Annotated in this window: 18 protein-coding genes; 16 read left to right on the forward strand and 2 right to left on the reverse strand. The window is 43.6% G+C overall.

Features of this window, described 5'->3' with window-relative positions:
* Positions 1–57 precede the first annotated feature (57 nt).
* The 11 genes from M1L62_RS23405 to M1L62_RS23455 all read left to right on the forward strand — a co-directional run bounded on the left by M1L62_RS23405 (position 58) and on the right by M1L62_RS23455 (position 10,454).
* A complete protein-coding gene (locus M1L62_RS23405) occupies positions 58–1,476 on the forward strand; it encodes an enolase C-terminal domain-like protein (protein ID WP_254562066.1) in 1,419 nt (472 codons plus the stop codon).
* 110 nt (positions 1,477–1,586) lie between these two features.
* Positions 1,587–2,027 carry a hypothetical protein gene (locus M1L62_RS23410; protein WP_254562067.1) on the forward strand — a complete coding sequence of 147 codons (441 nt, stop codon included), beginning with the start codon at positions 1,587–1,589 and terminating at the stop codon, positions 2,025–2,027.
* A gap of 154 nt (positions 2,028–2,181) precedes the next feature.
* Positions 2,182–3,024 carry an ankyrin repeat domain-containing protein gene (locus M1L62_RS23415; protein WP_254562068.1) on the forward strand — a complete coding sequence of 281 codons (843 nt, stop codon included), beginning with the start codon at positions 2,182–2,184 and terminating at the stop codon, positions 3,022–3,024.
* Between the two features lie 93 nt (positions 3,025–3,117).
* Positions 3,118–3,978 (forward strand): alpha/beta hydrolase, encoded by an 861-nt coding sequence (locus M1L62_RS23420; RefSeq protein ID WP_254562069.1) that lies wholly within the window; start codon positions 3,118–3,120, stop codon positions 3,976–3,978.
* Between the two features lie 18 nt (positions 3,979–3,996).
* Entirely contained in the window at positions 3,997–4,782 is a 786-nt protein-coding gene (locus M1L62_RS23425) for an SDR family NAD(P)-dependent oxidoreductase (protein ID WP_254562070.1), read from the forward strand.
* A gap of 400 nt (positions 4,783–5,182) precedes the next feature.
* Positions 5,183–5,920, forward strand: a complete 738-nt coding sequence (gene cmoA, locus M1L62_RS23430; RefSeq protein WP_254562071.1) for a carboxy-S-adenosyl-L-methionine synthase CmoA — start codon at positions 5,183–5,185, stop codon at positions 5,918–5,920.
* Complete coding sequence (locus M1L62_RS23435; RefSeq protein WP_254562072.1) at positions 5,917–6,645, forward strand: methyltransferase family protein; 729 nt, start codon at positions 5,917–5,919, stop codon at positions 6,643–6,645. Before cmoA ends, M1L62_RS23435 begins: the two co-directional genes overlap by 4 nt.
* A 187-nt stretch (positions 6,646–6,832) precedes the next feature.
* Entirely contained in the window at positions 6,833–7,531 is a 699-nt protein-coding gene (locus M1L62_RS23440; protein ID WP_254562073.1) for a response regulator transcription factor, read from the forward strand.
* Positions 7,515–8,879: a sensor histidine kinase gene (locus M1L62_RS23445; protein WP_254562074.1), complete on the forward strand. Its 1,365-nt coding sequence runs from the start codon at positions 7,515–7,517 to the stop codon at positions 8,877–8,879. The genes M1L62_RS23440 and M1L62_RS23445 overlap by 17 nt, the downstream gene beginning before the upstream one ends.
* 155 nt (positions 8,880–9,034) lie before the next feature.
* Positions 9,035–9,496 (forward strand): hypothetical protein, encoded by a 462-nt coding sequence (locus tag M1L62_RS23450; protein WP_254562075.1) that lies wholly within the window; start codon positions 9,035–9,037, stop codon positions 9,494–9,496.
* A gap of 49 nt (positions 9,497–9,545) precedes the next feature.
* Positions 9,546–10,454 carry a bestrophin family protein gene (locus M1L62_RS23455; RefSeq protein WP_254562076.1) on the forward strand — a complete coding sequence of 303 codons (909 nt, stop codon included), beginning with the start codon at positions 9,546–9,548 and terminating at the stop codon, positions 10,452–10,454.
* A gap of 71 nt (positions 10,455–10,525) precedes the next feature.
* Here M1L62_RS23455 and M1L62_RS23460 read toward each other — a convergent pair whose 3' ends face one another.
* Together M1L62_RS23460 and M1L62_RS23465 are read right to left on the reverse strand one after the other, a co-directional pair.
* A complete protein-coding gene (locus tag M1L62_RS23460; RefSeq protein WP_254562077.1) occupies positions 10,526–12,625 on the reverse strand; it encodes a metallophosphoesterase in 2,100 nt (699 codons plus the stop codon).
* A 57-nt stretch (positions 12,626–12,682) separates the two neighbouring features.
* Positions 12,683–14,458, reverse strand: coding sequence for a cytochrome-c peroxidase (locus M1L62_RS23465; protein ID WP_254562078.1), 1,776 nt, complete (start codon positions 14,456–14,458; stop codon positions 12,683–12,685).
* A 324-nt stretch (positions 14,459–14,782) separates the two neighbouring features.
* On the opposite strand from M1L62_RS23465, the gene M1L62_RS23470 reads away from it, so the two are divergent.
* From M1L62_RS23470 to M1L62_RS23490, 5 genes are all read left to right on the forward strand, one after another.
* Positions 14,783–16,105, forward strand: coding sequence for an MFS transporter (locus M1L62_RS23470; RefSeq protein ID WP_254562079.1), 1,323 nt, complete (start codon positions 14,783–14,785; stop codon positions 16,103–16,105).
* Between the two features lie 84 nt (positions 16,106–16,189).
* A complete protein-coding gene (locus M1L62_RS23475) occupies positions 16,190–16,576 on the forward strand; it encodes a VOC family protein (protein ID WP_254562080.1) in 387 nt (128 codons plus the stop codon).
* Positions 16,577–16,639: 63 nt separating this feature from the next.
* Positions 16,640–17,134: a DinB family protein gene (locus M1L62_RS23480; protein WP_254562081.1), complete on the forward strand. Its 495-nt coding sequence runs from the start codon at positions 16,640–16,642 to the stop codon at positions 17,132–17,134.
* Between the two features lie 18 nt (positions 17,135–17,152).
* Positions 17,153–17,725: a dihydrofolate reductase family protein gene (locus M1L62_RS23485; RefSeq protein ID WP_254562082.1), complete on the forward strand. Its 573-nt coding sequence runs from the start codon at positions 17,153–17,155 to the stop codon at positions 17,723–17,725.
* A gap of 148 nt (positions 17,726–17,873) precedes the next feature.
* Complete coding sequence (locus tag M1L62_RS23490) at positions 17,874–18,746, forward strand: CE1 family esterase (protein ID WP_254562083.1); 873 nt, start codon at positions 17,874–17,876, stop codon at positions 18,744–18,746.
* Positions 18,747–18,768 lie beyond the last annotated feature (22 nt).

The following is an 18,768-nucleotide window of genomic DNA, read 5'->3' on the forward strand; positions in this document are numbered from 1 at the left end:
TGCTTTAAGATTAGGGAGTTATTTACAATTCCTGATCTGATCAACTATTTGATATCCATGAACATCCTTTCCGATAGCGAAAGTCCGATAAACCGGCGTGATTTTGTAAAGTACACCAGCGCCTTGGCGACTTTGGGTTTAACAGATTTTGGGCAAAATTTAAAAGAAATGAATGCAGGCAATACGGTAAAAAATCCGGTTCGTATAAAAAATGTCAGTGCCAATTTTGAACGGGAGGCACTCAACCCTTACCGTTTTAAGGGCAGCCAGATTACCGAAAGCTGGCAAACCGCTGCCTATCTGGAATCTGATTCCGGGATCAGGAAAGTCGGTTTGGCAACCCAGGGCGTGCTCTGGTCGGATTCGAAAGTAGCGGCGGGGCATTCGGAAAGTGCTGGAAATGCGCTCATGTATGCAATGACTGAGCGGGCTTTGCAAATGATGAAAGGAACCACTTTTACAGATCCGGTTGCGCTGCTGGATCAACTGTTGCCGGAAGTTTTGGCTTACGGGAAGAAGATTACAGGCAATGCAGATCTTCGGAAAACTTTTGCGCTGAACGCGCTCGTCAGTGTCGACAATGCGGCCTGGCTTCTGTATGCGGCAGAAAATAAAATGAAAACGTTTGACGAAATGATACCGGCTGCTTACAAACCCAGTCTTAGTTATCGTCACGAAAAAGTTGCCAGCATTCCTTCGTTTGCCGTAGGTACCGATACCGGAAAAATTAAAACGGCTGCCGATGAAGGTTATTTTATCATGAAACTGAAAACAGGATCGGCCGGAACGCAGGCGGAAATGCTTGAAAAGGACATGGCTTTTATGTCTGCAGTTCATAAAACGATCGGGCATTATGAAACGCCTTATACCAAAAATGGCAAGATCCCTTATTACATTGATCCCAACGGGCGTTACGAAAAAAAGGAAACGCTGTTGCGTTTTATTGATCACATGAAAAAGATTGGTGGACTTGAACAGATTGCCGTGATCGAGGAGCCTTTGGGAGAAGATAACAATGATTTTGTGGGTGATGTAGGTGTGCGGATCGGAGCCGACGAAAGTGCGCATACGGTTGAAGATGCTGCCAAAAGGATGGAGCAGGGCTATTCAGTGATGATCGTGAAAGCCATTGCGAAGACTTTGAGCATGACGATGAAAATTACCCAACTGGCGCACGAGAGGAAAATCCCCTGTTTCTGTGCCGATCTTACGGTTAATCCCATTCTGGTAGACTGGAACAAGTCGGTTGCAGCACGCTTATCTCCCTTTCCGGATATTGCTATCGGTTTGCAGGAAACGAATGGTCATCAATATTATAAAAACTGGGATAGATTGATGAGTTATCACCCCAAAGCCGGTGCAAACTGGACGCAAACGAATAAAGGAATTTATTTGACCGACAAGACTTTCTTTGAACAAAGCGGCGGAATTCTGGAATCTTCACAGCATTATTTGGATTTATTTGTCACCGGATAAGAACTTGTTGCAATCAAGAATATATTCTATAATTTTTGTAAATTACTTCGTAGTCGGCATGGTTTTTGCGAACTACTGAAATTATTGATTTACAATTAATTATGATGATTATGAAAATGCAATGGATTGTCAACACGCTGGGAATGATGCTTATATCCCTTTCTCTATCAGCACAGGTGGTATCAAAGGATTCATTAAATGTCTTGAAACAACAAAAAGAATCGCTGGAAATAAGCAAGAAATTAACCGATCGCAAGTTGGAACTGGCCAAATATGAAAATCAATTGGCAGAAAAAACGGCTGAGGTAACCAAGACTGCCGAGCAGGCGCAGAAATCTGCGGATGAAAATGGCAAAATGGCGGCCAAACTAAGTGGCAATGCGCAGGATAGAAAGCTTGCAAAAAGTGCTCGTAAGAGTGCGAATGCGGCGGAACGTGATGCTAAAAAAGCGAGAAGGGCAGAAGATAATCTGGCAAGTCTGAAAAAAAATATAGAGTCTTTGAAAAGCAAAATTGCTGACGACGAAAGCAAATTGTCGGCTGTTAAGTGACAGGCAGTTTTACTTTTTCGAATCAACACAGAAGAGTCCGGAGAAATCCGGACTTTCTTTTTTTAGAAGTCTGCGGTCAACGAAAATGACTTTGTTAACTTCGTGTTAGCTAACAGCTTTTTGTTCCTTGTCTGGACTTATCAAATGACCACGGATGGAAACCCAACCATATCATGAACGTATTACCGACGGTAAATTTCGGAGTGCAGTGGATTTGCTGGATGCCGGAGATGCCGACGGACTGAAAGTATATCTGACTCAAAATCCGGAATTGGTGTATCAAAGGATTTTGTTTGACGAAGAGGGTTATTTCAAAAATCCGGGTCTGCTGGAATTCGTCGCCGAAAATCCCGTGCGCCACGACAGGCTGCCTGAGAATATCGTAGAGGTAGCCCGGGTTATTTTGGAAGCGGGTGCAAAAAATAACGCCGACCAGATTGATTATACGCTGGGACTGGTTTGTTCCGGGCGGGTACCGCGTGAATTCAAGGTGCAAATTCCGTTAATTGACTTGCTTTGTAGTTATGGCGCAAATCCCGACGGAGCCATGACAGCCGCGTTGGCGCATGGGGAGTTTGAGGCGGTAGAGTCGATGATAGCAAAAGGTGCAGTGATCGATTTGCCAGCCGCCGCCGCGACAGGACGAACGAATTTTGTGGCAAAACTTATTCCACTGTCGGACAGCAGGCAAAAACATTTAGCGCTTGCTTTTGCAGCGCAACACGGGCACGCGGCAGCTCTGAAATTTTTACTGGATGCTGGGTTGGATCCAAGTCTTTATAATCCCGAAGGTGCACATATGTTTTCTACGCCTTTGCATCAGGCCATTATTTCCGGTCACGAAAACTGCGTCAGGTTACTGGTTGAGGCGGGAGCGCGGCTGGATTTAAAGGATACCATTTATCACGGAACTGCGCTGGATTGGGCAATGTATTTCGAAAATACGGCCATTATAAGTTATCTGCGGTCGCAGGGAGCGAAGCCGGGCGACGAATAAGTAACCTTAAAAATCTTTTAAATGCTTTTTTGCCAGTAGTTTGGCCGTATTTTGAACTTACTTGTGGGTAAACTCAAAATTATTCCGGCGCATATGAAAACCGTTCATTTTACCCTGTTGTTTGTTTTGCTGGTTAGCTGTGTTTTTGCCCAGTCGGGGAAAGTACTCGATAATCTTTCACTTCCCAGTAAATTACTGAAATCAGAAAGGAAATTTGCGATTTACTTACCGCCTGATTATGCGACATCGGAACGAAGTTATCCTGTTCTTTATCTCCTGCATGGTGCCGGTGACGACCACACGGGCTGGGTTCAGTTTGGCGAGGTATTGAATATTACCGATAAAGCGATCCGTGACGGATCGGCGACACCGATGATTATTGTCATGCCGGATGCCGATACCGGCCGGAGAGGTTATTTCAATGACGTAAAAGGCGACTGGCCTTACGAGGACTTTTTCTTTCAGGAACTGATGCCTTTTGTCGAGAAAAAATACCGTATTAAAACAGATAAGCGCTATCGCGCCGTTGCCGGTTTGTCTATGGGCGGTGGCGGGAGTTTTATGTATGCCCTGCATCATCCGGAATTATTTTCATCGGCTTGTCCGCTAAGCGCATCAACGGGACCGATTACGTTGGAGGATGCCCGGAAAAACCTGATCAGAAATAACCCCAATATTGCCGATTCGACGGTAAGCAATTACTACAACCGGCATAGTGCGCTGGCATTAATCGATAAAATTCCGGATGCGCAGAAAAAAGCAGTGCGCTGGTATATCGATTGCGGCGACGATGATTTTCTGTTTGAAGGGAACAGTCTTGTGCATATTGCGCTGCGTAAAAAGGAAGTTCCGCATGAGTTCAGGATTCGCGACGGGGCTCACAACTGGACTTACTGGCGCACCTCGCTGCCGAGTGTACTGGAATTTGTTTCGCAGGGTTTTCATCAATACTAATCCGGAGTCATTCAGTTTATGAGCAACTCGGTTCTTCCCGGCATTAAACAATTCGATCTGACAGGAAAAAGTGCTGTCATCACGGGCGGCTCCCGCGGGCTGGGTTACGCGATGGCGGCCGGACTGGCTTCTGCCGGCGCAGACATTATGCTTGTAAACAGAAATGTCGAGGAAGGGAATATCGCGGCCGAGCAACTGAGACGGGATTTCGGTACCAAAGTGGTGACTTTCGGTGCCGATATAACCAGTCAGGCTGAGACGGAAGTGATGGCGCAAATGGCGGTCAATACTTTTGGGAAAATAGATATTCTGATCAACAGCGCGGGTATCAATATTCGTGGGCCGATTGATGAAATATCCCATGACGACTTTAATCAGGTGATGCAGGTGAATGTCAACGGAACCTGGCTTAGTTCGCGGGCGGTAACACCTTTTATGAAACAAAGAAAAAGCGGGCGGATAATCAATCTTGCCAGTACGCTGGGGTTGGTTGGACTTGCCAATCGCACTCCTTATACCGCCAGCAAAGGCGCAATCGTGCAAATGACGAGGGCGTTGGCGCTTGAACTGGCGCCTTTCAATATCATGGTGAACGCAATATGTCCGGGCCCTTTTTTGACCGATATGAATATCCCGATTGCTGACAGTGACGAAGCCAAAACGATTGTTTTGGGTGCTACGGCATTGGGACGCTGGGGACAGTTAAAAGAAATTCAGGGAGCTGCTATTTTTCTTGCCAGTGATGCTTCCAGTTATATGGTCGGCTCTATGCTAACCGTAGACGGCGGGTGGACGGCACGATAACCCGCCATTTATGTACTCATTTTCTCTCCAAATGCGCAAGAGCTTGTATCTCTGAACCTCAATTTTAATTTTTTTCTAATAATCTGCCACGAAAAGAAAAAAGGAAACGTATTCATCCTTCAGACACTTTTAAATCTTGTGGCACGGATTTTACAGCAGCGTTAGTCGTGTTAGATGATCGTTTTTATAGAAAAATTAAGAATGGGATACTTTTTGTAAACCCTTTCCGTTTTTTATCCTGTTATAATTTGGTAAAACCAATCTGGGCCAAAATATTTGAGGTCCTGAAAAACAGGAATGCCAATCCGATTCTTTAACACACCAGAACGCGCACCTGACAAGCCCTCCATTTCAAGATTAAGGATCAACCTGACTTATTGTTGCATATTTAATTAATGTTATGGAAAGCATCGAGCAAGACAATGTCTTCAAGGAGGAGATTTCGGAAGCCTCTGATTTTAAGTTTGGAAGTAAAGTAGTGAAGGTTTTCGATGATATGGTAAACCGTTCGGTGCCACATTATGGAGAAATTCAGAGGATGGTAGCCGAGCTGGCCGCCGATCATGCACAAAAAGACACGCTGGTGTACGATCTGGGTTGCTCGACAGGCACGACGATGATCGGACTCGATACCTTAGTTTCACAGGATATTTCGTTTGTCGGGATCGACGAATCGGATGAAATGCTTGCCAAATGTGACGTCAAACTCCAACAGGCGGGTATGACAAGACCCTATGAACTTCGCGCGGCTGATCTGCATGGCGAGTTAAGTATTCAAAATGCCTCGGTGGTGATCCTTTGTCTGACATTGCAATTTCTCCGTCCGATTCACAGAAAAAGGTGCCTTAAAAATATCTACAAAGGCCTTAATCCCGGCGGGACATTGATTTTGGTCGAGAAAATACTAGCGGAAGACAGTGTTTTTAACCGTGATTTTATCAAATATTACTACGATTACAAAAGACGCAACCAGTACAGCGACCTGGAAATTTCCCAAAAAAGAGAAGCACTTGAAAATGTCCTGATTCCGTATAAGTTATCGGAAAATATTTTCCTGCTCGAAGATGTTGGTTTTGCGCACTGCGAAACTTTTTTTAAATGGTACAATTTTGCCGGAATTATAGCTCACAAAAAATGATAACAATAGGAAATTTCTTTTTCAGGTTCAGAAACGTATTATTCATCTTTCTGTATTTGCTGCTTTTTCTGCCTTCGCCGGATATTTTTACCCGCGAGCAGTTTGGGGCAAGTTACCACATCTGGCCCATCGTGCTCGGATTATCGATCACCATTCTGGGAGAAGCCATTCGTGGCGCTACCATCGGGCTTGCGTACATCATTCGCGGCGGAAAGGACAAAAAAGTACATGCGGAAAATCTGGTGACCGAAGGTATTTTTAAACATTGCCGGAACCCGCTGTATGTCGGAAATATTCTGATGCTGCTTGGCGTTGGTATTCTATCCAATTCCTGGATTTATCTTGGTATCGTTTTTCCGTTGTTCCTGTTTATTTATCAGGCCATTGTCATGGCAGAGGAAAATTTTTTACAGAATAAATTTGGCTTCGATTTTGCCACCTATTGTCAGCGCGTGAACAGATGGTTTATCAATGTCAAAGGCATCGAAGCGACTTTCTCTGAGATGAATTTTAACTACAAACGATGGCTTTTAAAGGAATACAACACGCTGTTTATCTGGCTGGTTGGTATTGCAGCCATCATTTTGTTCGAATACAAACACCTGATTCCTGATCCGGAAACACGTTTGTCCGTATTTGTTTCCATTTTTGTAATACTCGGACTGGTATATGGTTATGTCAGATATTTGAAAAAGTCAGGGAAAATGACAGATCAGATGGTTTGAAAATGACTTTGATCACAAAATCCTTATTTCAAAATATACGGATTTTACGATTCATTCATTAGTTTTAGAGGCAGGTATTGATTCGGTTCATTACCTGCTTTTTGCTTATAAATGGGCAGGCAAGAATTTTTTAAGGCAAAAGCAGGTTATTTTAGCAAGCCAACAATCTTATACATTTAATGTGCGCATGAAGCTTTTGCTTATCGAAGACGAACCCAGTGTAATATCGCTTATTCAAAGAAGTCTTTCCGCTACCGGGCATGAAGTTACTGTGGCTATGGATGGCCAGTCGGGCTTGCAGATGGCCTTGCAGCATGAGTTTGACCTGATTTTGCTGGATCTGATGATACCAGTAATAAATGGCATGGAGGTGTGCAGAAAGATAAGGAGCAGTAATGCTTCCATACCCATTTTGATGCTTACTGCCCTTGGAACAACCGAAAATATCGTTTCGGGACTGGATGCAGGTGCGGACGATTACATGACAAAACCGTTCAAACTGGCTGAGCTTGAAGCGCGTATCAGGACATTAACCCGCAGAGGAAAAGAGCCCGAGAAAGAGAAAAATAATGATATACTTAAAATCGGGGATCTGGTTCTTGATAAAATAACCAAAACAGTTACCCGTGATTCGCAGCCTATTGACATGACGGCGACCGAGTTTCGTCTGCTGGAATTCCTTCTTTCCAACCAGAATAAAGTGTTGAACCGGATGGAAATTCTTGAAAATGTCTGGGATATTAATTTTAATCTGGGAACGAATGTGGTGGACGTTTATATCAATTATCTCCGAAAAAAAATAGATAAAAACCACCGCGTTAAGTTTATTCATACCGTTTTCGGCATGGGTTATGTGATGCGCCAGACTTATGAAGATACAAACTAGGATCTCTCTTATTTTTACAGTGCTGACGGCAGGGATTATCCTGTCGCTCAGCGTTTTTATTTACATTTTTGCTTCGGATAGTATTTCCGCCAGTTTTTTTCACAGACTGGAAGTACGTTCCAATATTGTTGGTCACGCCGCACTTCAAAAGAATAAAACCCAGACTTCGATATACTACGACATTAAGGAGAAACATCTTGGAGATCTGCCGTATGAGCAGCATCAGATTATTTGGAAAAACGAAGTCAAAAAGGCGGATAGTCTGAAAAAAAAGTTTCCGATGCCTCAGTCGTTTTACGACGAAATTGTAAGGAAACAGCCGGCCCGTTTTTTTAAAAACGACACTTCCTATGTTGGCCTCAGTGTGATCCAATCCGGCGAAAATATTATCGTTCTTTCTTCGGCGGTGGACCTTTATGGACTGGAAGAAATGGAGAATCTTAAAAATCTGCTGGTTATCGGTTTTTTTATCTCATTGGTTTTCGTGTTTACTTTCGGCAAGTTTTTTTCCATCCAGATTTTTCAGCCGATCCGGCAGATTATCCGGAACGTAAAAGGGATCAGTGCGCATAACCTGAACCAGCGGTTGAAAGTGAGCACGAGCAAGGATGAAATCACAGATCTTTCCAAAACCTTTAACGACATGCTCGACAGGCTGGAAATTACCTTCGAGATCCAGAATAATTTCGTCAGCAATGCTTCTCACGAATTTAAAACACCACTGACAATTATCAGCGGCGAGGCGCAGCTGGGACTTTCCGTAGGCGATATCCCCGAAATTGCCAGAGATTCTTTCCGTACCATTTTTCGGGAATCTGAAAAGCTGGAACATCTGACGAATAGTATGTTAAGTCTGGCGCAAACGGGTTTTGACGGGAAAAAGGAACAATGGGATGAGATCAGGATTGACGAGTTGATTTTATCGGTAAAAGGTACCGCAGATCAGATCATGCCCAACAACAAGGTGGAAATCAACTTTGATCAGTTGCCGGAGGATGAAGAAAAGCTTGTTGTAAATGGAAATGAAACGTTGTTAAAGGCTGCATTTTCCAACATTGTCCTGAACAGCTGTAAATATTCAGACAACAAGCCGGTTAACGTATTGATAAAAGCGGGAGAAACTTATGTAATCATCGAGATTGCAGATGAGGGAATTGGTATCCCGGATCGGGAGATCGCCCAGATTTTTGTCCCTTTCTTTCGCGCGTCCAACACCGAAAAATACAAAGGTTACGGAATTGGACTTCCGTTGACGAATAATATTATAAAATTACACCAGGGCAGTATTGTCGTCAACAGCGAAGTCGGCGTGGGTACCCGTTTCACGGTTTATCTGCCTTTTAAATAACAGCCCCTTCTAATCCCATTTTAATATTCTAATAAGATTTTAATAAATCCCTCACCGGATTATAATCTCGTTTTTAGCTGGTGCTAATCCGCCCGCTGTAACATTGCATTATCAAAATTTCAACGAAAAGCATTGTTAACCAAAACGATAGGATTATGAAAACGATAATAATTCCAAGTGATTTCAGTATTGACTCTATCCAGGTAGCGGAAACGGTTGTAAGAAATGCTAAGGAGGAAGTAAGAATTCTCTTCATTCATCTCTTTCATGTCGCTGACGACATTCAGGACCTGCTTTTTTCAAATTACCGCAAAAAGGAATACGAATTTGTGTCGGATGAATTCCGTCATGAATGTGATATGCTTAAAAACGTTTACGCTGGAAAACTGAAAAGTGTGACGATAGAATTTTTTTACGGAAGCAAACTGGCGGTCTTTAAAAATTTTCTGGATTACAACAAAGCGGACTTCATCGCTTATTCCAAAAGTTACGGAATACCCAAGCTTAGTAAAAGTAGTATCGATGCGCTGCCGGTGGTTCTAAAAAGTGGTTTGCCACTTATTGATGCCGACGAAATTAACAAGTCTGCATTTTCCGACATCGAAAATCTTCGGTAAACATCAGCTGACATCAGTTATTCTAACAATCAACAAAGCCATATAAATTATGCTTCTTAAAAAAAATATTCCCATTAAATATGTGTTTGGGAAAATAAAATATGAAGTTCTGCTGGTAACTGTGTACGGACTGGCTATTGAAATTGTCTATAAGAACTTCGAAATCACCAATATTTCCATCAATATGACAGTGCCGACAGTGTTGGGTACGATCATATCGCTGTTGCTTGCTTTCCGGTCAAACCAGGCTTACGACAGGTGGTGGGAAGCCAGAATTATCTGGGGATCCATTGTCAACGATTCGCGTACACTGGCCCGTCAGGTGCTTTCGCTCATGGATGATCCTTATCAGCCTGAAAATATTAAGGCCTTTAAACACAGGATTATTAATCGACAGATTGCCTGGTGTTACGCGTTGGGAAACGGTCTTCGTAAAAACGATCCGATGCCTTCGATAGAAAAATTTGTATCGGAAGATGAGTATGAATACGTAGGAAGTTACGATAACAAACATCTTGGACTGGTACAGTTGCATGCGAGGGACCTTAACAATGCGCACAAACAGGGGTGGGTTAACTCATACCAGCAAATCGAAATTGACAATACGCTGACCCGTTTGACGGATGCCATGGGGAAATGTGAAAGGATTAAAAACACGGTATTCCCGGCCACTTATAGCTTGTATATTCACCTGGCACTTCACTTTTTCATCGTATTGCTTCCGTTCGGGATGGTAGATCTTTTTGGATTTTTGATGGTCCCGGTTCTGGTTGTAATTACAGCATGTTTCTTCCTGATCGAAAAAATGGCGATCCATTTACAGGATCCGTTTGAAAACAAGCCAACGGATACTCCGGTACTTACCATTTCGGGTAATATCGAGCGCGACTTGAAACAAATGATGAATGAGAAATATGTTCCAAAAGCTTTGGAGCCAGCTACATTTTACATTTTATAAGTATAGTATAGTAAGTGTTAATAAAAAAGTGAGCCCGGCTAGGCTCACTTTTTTTGTGCTTACGATTTGCATTATAAGATTACAAACTTCCGGGTTATCGTTTTGTTGTCGATTACCACTTTCAGAAAATAGGTTCCTTTTGACACAGCCTGAGGTAAAAAGGGCGTCAGGTCCTTGGTGAGCTTTATGGTTCGGTTCAGGATTGTTTTGCCCGAAATATCAATAACGGTGATCTCGGCAACAGCCAGATCTTTGCCCACCAGTTTCACCTGGATATTGTCTGGTGAAGACGGGTTCGGGACGATATGGACATCCAGCCCTGAAACCGGATCGTTACCCAGAATGATTTCATTGAGTTTGACCTTAATCACTTTGGAGTATTCCGATTTTCCGGCCAGATCGATCATTTTCAGACGGTAGGATATGGTATCCGGCGATAGAATTGTTTTGCCGGTCTGGTCGATGAACTCATAGAATTTTTTCTCTTTGGAATTCTGACTGCTGTTTACGCGGCCGAGGTCAGCAAAATCTTTGCCGTTCACTGATCTTTCAATCTGGAAATGAGAAAAGTTATTTTCCAGTTCCGTGACCCAATTGAGTTTTACCATGTTTTGTACGTCGGCTGTTCCGTCAAAAGAGAACAATTTTACGGTCACCGGGATCGTGACTTTCACATGAAAAACATCATTCAGACAGTTTTGGGCATCCTTTACGTTGTAATCAGTATCCGCGGTCGGAGATACGGTCACGCTTTTGGAAGTGGCTCCGGTGTTCCATACGTACTGCCCGTTAAAGGAAGCTTCCAGATTTACGCTCTTTCCTTGTTCAATGTTCAGGTTTTTGTTCTGATTTACATCTTTTACGATCGTAAACTTATCCCGGATTTGTCCATCGATCCCAATCCACTTTACGTCCAGCCGGTTTCCTTCTACTTCCAGCATTAGCGAACCGCCGACTTGTGCGTTGGAATAATACATAGCCTTGTGAGGAAATCCTGCACTTGAAGCACCTGCCTGACCGCTGGAACCCGCCACAACATACACTGTACCTTTATTAGTGGCGGAGTTTTTGATATAGGTACAGGAATTATCCGTGCCGTCATATTTTCCCGATGACTGACTGACATTATGCAGCGCACCGTTAAAAGCACCGGAATAATCATAAAATCCCTGCATTAATCTTGTCCGTTCATACACGTGGCTATGCCCGCAAAGGATCAGATCGACGCCGTTACGTTCGAGAATGCGGATGAAATTCTCACGGATCTTGATCATGTCTGTTTCCGTTTCTCCATTTCTTGAGCCCAGGGAAAAAGGTGGATGGTGCCAGTATGCAACTACCCAGCCCTTATTTTTATGCGCTGCAAGGTCGGCTTTTATCCATTGCACCTGTTTTCCGAGCGTGTCATAAAGCCGCGTCGACTGATCTTCTTTTCCATAAGAATCGAGGGAAAGGAAATGGACATTGCCATAATCGTAGGAGTAATAAGCCTCATTACCGGACGCCACCCCACCAGATTCTCCGTTTACCGGCATCGTGAAAATATCATAATACGGCATTTTGTGGCTGAGCTGTAAATTAGGATTGTCGTTGCCGTAATCGTGGTTGCCGGGCGTGGGGAAGAGTGGATATTTTTTTAAGAAATTGTCTTTGTAATGGTTAAAGAAATTCGACTGGTACTCAGGATCCGTTCCTTGCGAATAAGCATTATCTCCCAGGAGCAGCAGGGCATTCATATAATTGTTTCCCAGGTAAGCCGTGAGCTGGTCCCGAACATTTCCCTGAAAAGCTGAGTTCGTACCGCAGTCTCCCAAAACACCAAAACGGTACTTGCCCGGTTCTCCGCTAACCGGTGTTGTCTCGAAATAATTATTGTCATCACCCTGATAAACGCCTGTTGTCGATCCGATCGAATAGAAATATTTCGTCTTTGGCGATAAACCCGTCAGCTTGATCTCATGCTCGGTAACCAGGGCATTATCTTCCACTTTTTGATTGAGGGCATTGGCGGCACCACCGTATTGTACGCGTGAAGAAGCGGCGACATCCGTTCGCCAGCGGATCACCATGCTGTTGGACGTGGCTGCCTGAAGATAAGGGCCCCGGATGAGCTGGGCGTAACCGGGGATAACGCAGGACAGAAGAAGTATCAGAAGTATATTTTTTTTCATAAAGTTCAGATGTTAGGGAGATTACGCCGGTGACGGCCAGTTAAAATTCCGGATAATTTATATATTTTTCATGTCATCTGTCAATGCATTTAGAAATTCTACGATATCTTTTTTCTCGTTTTCCGTGAGGTTTAGTTTTCCTGACGACAGTGTCTGGCTCGGAACCGTCAGTCCCAAACCTGCGCCACCGCCCTGATTATAAAATTCGATAAGTGTTTCAAGTGACCGGAAGGCACCGTTATGCATATACGGGCCTGTTTTTGCCGCATTACGCACAGTTGGCGTTTTGAAGGCGCCCTGATAAAACTGGATAGGACGCGAAGAAAAACGACCTGCATCCGGATCAACCGATGGCGTTGCCAGATTATCTGTATCTGTGGCGCCCAACACTTCAAATTCCGTCAGGGTATAAAACGGGGGGATAAGTCCGTTAAAAAGCGGTGCAAAATGGCATGTGCCGCATTGTGCCTTGCCCATGAAGAGGTTAAAGCCGGATTTTTGGTTCTCCGTCAATGCTGCTGTATTTCCCTGTAAATATTGGTCAAAAGGAGCACGATAGGGGTTTAAAGTCCGGATGTATGCAGCAATCGCTTTGAATACTTCCTTGTCAACGATCATTTCCTGCCGTTTTTTTGAAAAAGCCTTTTGAAATGCTTTTCTGTAAGTTTTGTCAGCATTTAATTTAGCTAAAACAACATCTATTTTTCCGTTCATTTCCATTGGATCGGTAACGACCGCTTCTATTTGTTCTTCCAGACTTTTAACCCGGCCATCCCAAAACTGGCTATGCTGAAAACTGCTGTACATCAGTGTCGGGGCATTTCTTTTGACCGTTGTCGCGGGGTTAAATCCAATACTTTTCGGCAGCCCGTCTGTAAAATAATTTGCAGGGTTATGGCAGGATACACAGCTTTTTGCTCCATTTCCGGAAAGCATGGTTTCGGAAAAAAGTTTTTCACCAAGTGCGATTTCTCTGCCGGATACTTTCCTGTTACTGCCCGGGAACGACTGGTTTTGAAAAGCGTTGCCGGCGAAAATATTCTCTGCCTCGTAATTTAAAACACCGTATTTATTTGATTCCCAACCGTTACTTCTGATCATTTTTCCTAAATGTTTTTGCAGCGGCAGCGCACAGGTCGTGAGAAAAGATAACCGGTCGAAGGAGTCAAAATCAGGATTGTTGTGAAGATATTTCGCCGATTTGTCAAGATAAAAACGTAAACTATCCGTGTCGGACTTACTCTTGTCCAGGTAAGGTATCATCACTTTGTGAATCGTTTCCATGGCAACTGCCGACTCAGCTATACCTGATTTCAGCAGTGGCGCATCAAATCCGGTTATACCCAGCGCAATAATTCGAATCAATTCGATGCGTACGCTTTCAAGCATTTGTTTATCGGTTCCCTGAAACTGGTATAAAAGTGAATTAAGATCGGTCGAAGCCGTCTGTAACAATCGGCCTTGTTCTGCAAATGTCACTTTATGCGCTTCCGACTGGCTATCGAAAAGCATGGTCTCAATGTATTGCAAGCCGGCCAGTTCCTGATATTCCAGAAATGGCTCTTCAATTTCGTTTTTGGGAGCTCGGTTGTAAACTCTCGAAGAGGTATAGAAAAAATATTCCAGTAAATATTCTATTCTTTTGTAAGCCAGACGGCTGTTAACCAGTGCGTCCTTTGCTTTCCGGACAGTTTCGGGTTTTGAAGAATCCAGATTTTCCAGTGCTTTTGAAAGGTCAGCAATGGTAACGGCGAAAACTTTGGAATCATTCCGGAATTGTCCAACACTATATTCAACCCCGATGCTTTTTTGATCAGGGGAAATAGCTGCCATGAACATGCATAGCAAAGCGCTGAATAGTAGAAATAATTTAAAGGTTCCAGCCATATGTACGTCTTTCCTGAAATGAAACCCGGAAAAGTTGAGTAACAAAGTTAACAGGTATTGAGAAGTAAAACCGGTTAAATTTATTGACTGGTATTGAAAAACATGATTTGTATTGAATATTTTAAGTATCTGTTTATTTTTATAGTGGTTGTTAAATTATTTATAAATTATAATTGTCGCGATCACCCCCTTATTCTGTCTTGTAACGCCTCTTCCCAACTTGTTTTATTGTCATACTTTTGACTTGTCATCTTATTAACTTTTTGACTGATGAAAACCTTTTATGCCATACTTGCCAATTCCCTGGCTGCTTCACTGACCAATACTTTTGTCTGGTTTGCTGTGACATTCTGGGTATATCTGGAAACAAAATCCGTCGTGGCAACATCGGTGATGGCCGGTATCTATTTTGGCACTGTGGCCGTTTCAGGATTTTTTCTGGGCTCGATTGTGGACAGATATAAGAAGAAAACTTCCATGATGCTTTCGGGAGTTCTGACGCTGATCCTGTACATTGTTGCCTTGATTATCTACTTTGTAACGCCTGTTGAGGTTTTTAAAAATGCTTCCAGCATCAACCTTTGGCTGTTTATTATCATGTGTCTTTTTGGTGCTATTACAGGAAATATCCGGACGATAGCGCTTTCAACAGTGGTGACTATTCTGATCCCGGAAGAAACCAGAGACAAAGCAAACGGGATGGTGGGTACCGCAAACGGCGTTTCCTTTTTGGTCGCTTCCATTTTTAGCGGGCTGGTGATCGGTTTTATGGGCATGATGTGGATGCTGGTGCTCGCTGTGGGATTATCAGTGCTCGTGCTGATTCATCTGATGACAATAACCATCGAAGAAAAAGAAATTGTGCATGTTCAGTCCCATTTGGAAAGTATTGATATCAGGGGAACAATTGAAGCTGTCAGTGTGGTCCCGGGACTTTTTGGGCTGATATTTTTCAACACTTTCAATAATTTCCTCGGTGGGGTGTTTATGTCCCTCATGGATGCCTATGGTTTGTCCATGGTTTCCGTGCAGGTTTGGGGAGTCCTCTGGGGATTTTTGAGCCTTGGATTTATTGTGGGCGGGTTGATCGTAGCCAAAAAAGGGTTGGGGAAACAACCGCTCCGGACACTTTTTATTTCCAATATCGTCATGTGGACGATCTGCATATTTTTTACCATTCAGGCTTCGATCGTCTTGCTGGCTATTGGCTTGTTTGTGTATCTATGCCTGATTCCGGTCGTGGAGGCTACGGAGCAGACGATACTTCAAAAAGTGATTCCACCCGAAAGACAGGGAAGGGTATTTGGTTTTGCCCAAAGTGTGGAGCAGGCCGCCTCGCCGATTACTGCTTTTATGATCGGCCCAATTGCCAAGTTTGTGTTTATTCCCTTCATGACAACCGGGGCGGGAGTACGGCTGATTGGCTACTGGTTCGGCACCGGGACCGATAGGGGCCTTGCGCTGTTATTTACAGTCACAGGCATCGTTGGACTGATCATTACGTTGATTGCCATGCGGACTGATGCGTATAAAAAGCTTTCAAAAAATTATCAGAAACATCAGCCGGATTTCAACCAAACACAGACTGTTTGAGCCTTTTAGGCTATGAAATGATGTGTAGTCGAATAGTCAGGTTTGTTTCAATTGTTTTTACATCAATACTTAAACCAGATGATTATGTTTAGAGACACAAAGGCATTCAGCGGTTTTTCAGTGGATAATCTGGAAAAAGCCAGGCAGTTTTATGAAGGAACGCTGCAAATAAAAGTTACTGAATTAAGCGAAATGAACGTACTGAATCTGCACGTTGCAGGAGGTAACCCGCTCGTTATTTACGAAAAACCCAATCATACGCCGGCGACATTCACGATCCTTAATTTTCCTGTTGCTGATATCAAGGTAACAGTAGAGCAGTTAAAAGCACTTGGAGTCACCTTTGAAAGTTATGACTGGCCGGGTATCAAAACGGATGATGATCATATATTTCGTGGCGGAGGGCCGCTCATAGCCTGGTTCACGGATCCGGCCGGTAATATCCTATCCGTCATCGAGGAAGAACGATAAGTTATCACCCTCTGTCAGTTTCTTCAAACCTGCGCCGACCTATCACCAATCAACTAAACTATTATGGAAACTGAAAAAAACAGCTCATTGTACGGCATTCTTACGCTGTACGATATGCAGACTACATTTTTTAAGAACGTCATGGACGGGATTTCAAATGATGATACACATAACCGGCTTGATACCAAAGCCAATCATATCGCCTGGCTTGCGGGCAGTGCGGTGCACGCGCGGTTTGACCTGGCCCGACAACTCGGTGCGGAAGATAAGGACACTGCCTATGATCTTTTCAGCGATAACAAGGGCATTCAGGAAGGTGCCACTTATCCCGATCTTGAAGTGTACAAAACGGATTGGCAAAAGATCACGCCGGTTTTAAGGAAATTGCTGGTGAACGCGACGGATGAAAGTTTGGATAAACGGATTGATATGATGCCGGGGCAGACGATTTCTTTCTATGAGCTTCTGGCATTTGTTACCTATCGTGAGGCCAATCTGATAGGCCAGATCGCTTTGTGGAGAAGATTGCTCGATTATCCGGCAATGAAATACATGTAACGACAGATTGACGATCCGATGGAAAAAGTGATTCTGGATCTCTCCATGTCCCTGGACGGATATATTGCCGGTCCCGATGTTACGCCCAGGCAACCCATGGGTATAGGTGGAAAGCGGCTGCACGAATGGATATTTAGCGGAAAAACCGACATCGATGGCAGAATACTTGAAGAGGTCGTATCGTCTTCCGGTGCCGTCATTGTCGGTGGAAGAACTTATGCAATCGCGATTGATGACGCCTGGGGAGGTGCTTCACCCTTTTCGATGCCAGCGTTTGTTGTAACCAACCAAAACCCGGTGAAAGCGATAAATGGGTTTGCTTATGTGCCAGAGGGGATATCCGTTGCATTGGAAAAAGCCAGGGAAGCTGCAAAAGGAAAGAATGTCTGGTTAATGGGCGGAGCCGGTATCGCTCAAAGTTATCTAAAAGCTGGCCTGGTTGATGAAATTCACATCCACATCATTCCGGTATTACTTTGCTGCGGTACGTTACTGTTTGAACAAATAGGAACCAGCCCAATCGAATTGGAGCGGATAAAAATCATAGAATCAGCGGGGGCGACGCATGTTTGGTTTAAAGTGGTCAAATGAATTGGCCTGGATAAAGATTGATGTTTCCATCCCTTAAATTCTGCCCTTATCAAAGTTTATTTTGCATTTATTACATGTGCATCAGTATAATATCCGTATCACGTTATTTACTGAATGAATCAATATCTCATACAAATTGCGGACCGAAATGCTTAAAAAACTGCTTCTGGCGTTAACCTTTTTTCCTTGTGTCTTCGTAAAAGCGCAGATCACAAAAGATTCACTCTTAATCGAAAACCATTACAGGGTATTTTATTTTAATAAACCTCAGTCGGCGAAAACAGGAGCCAGCCTTATTTTTGCGATGCATGGCTCTGGCGGTGATCCGCAGTCGCTTTTTGATAAAACAAGAAAACTGGAATCACAGGCTGTAACAGAAAACTTTATTCTGGTTTATCCGGCTGGCTATAAGCGTTACTGGAACGAATGCAGAAAAGCTTCCACGGCGGCGGCTAATCAGGAAAATATTGATGAGGAAGCTTTTTTTGCCCAAATGATCACGTATTTCAAAACGAAGTACAAGATCAATGATAAGCACGTTTTTGCCACCGGTTTTTCGGGTGGCGGGCATATGACTTACAAACTGGGCCTTACAATGCCAAAAAAATTCAAGGCGCTTTCGGCCATTGTGGCCAATATGCCAACGCCTGAAAACATGGATTGTGGCGAAGCCAGAATTCCCATTGCAACGCAGATTATAAATGGCACGGCTGATGAGACAAACCCCTACAATGGCGGTGAAGTGAAAACACCGGGTGTGACGCTGGGAAAGGTAAGGGCAACTGAGCAATCGTTTCAATACTGGGCTACTCTGGACGGCTATCAGGGTACTCCGGTCAAAACCATTTTACACGATGCCGATACCAGCAACAACATCACCGTGGAAAGTTATTCTTACCGGAAGAAAAACAAACCTGAGGTAACATTACTGAAAGTGGTTAACGGGAAACATCAGTTTTTGACTGATATAGATGTTTTTGAAGAATCCTGGAAGTTTTTCAAGAGGCAGATCACCGATTAGATTTTTCTAAAATAACTATAAG

The organism is Dyadobacter diqingensis (genome assembly GCF_024220585.1).
GTDB lineage: Bacteria > Bacteroidota > Bacteroidia > Cytophagales > Spirosomataceae > Dyadobacter > Dyadobacter diqingensis.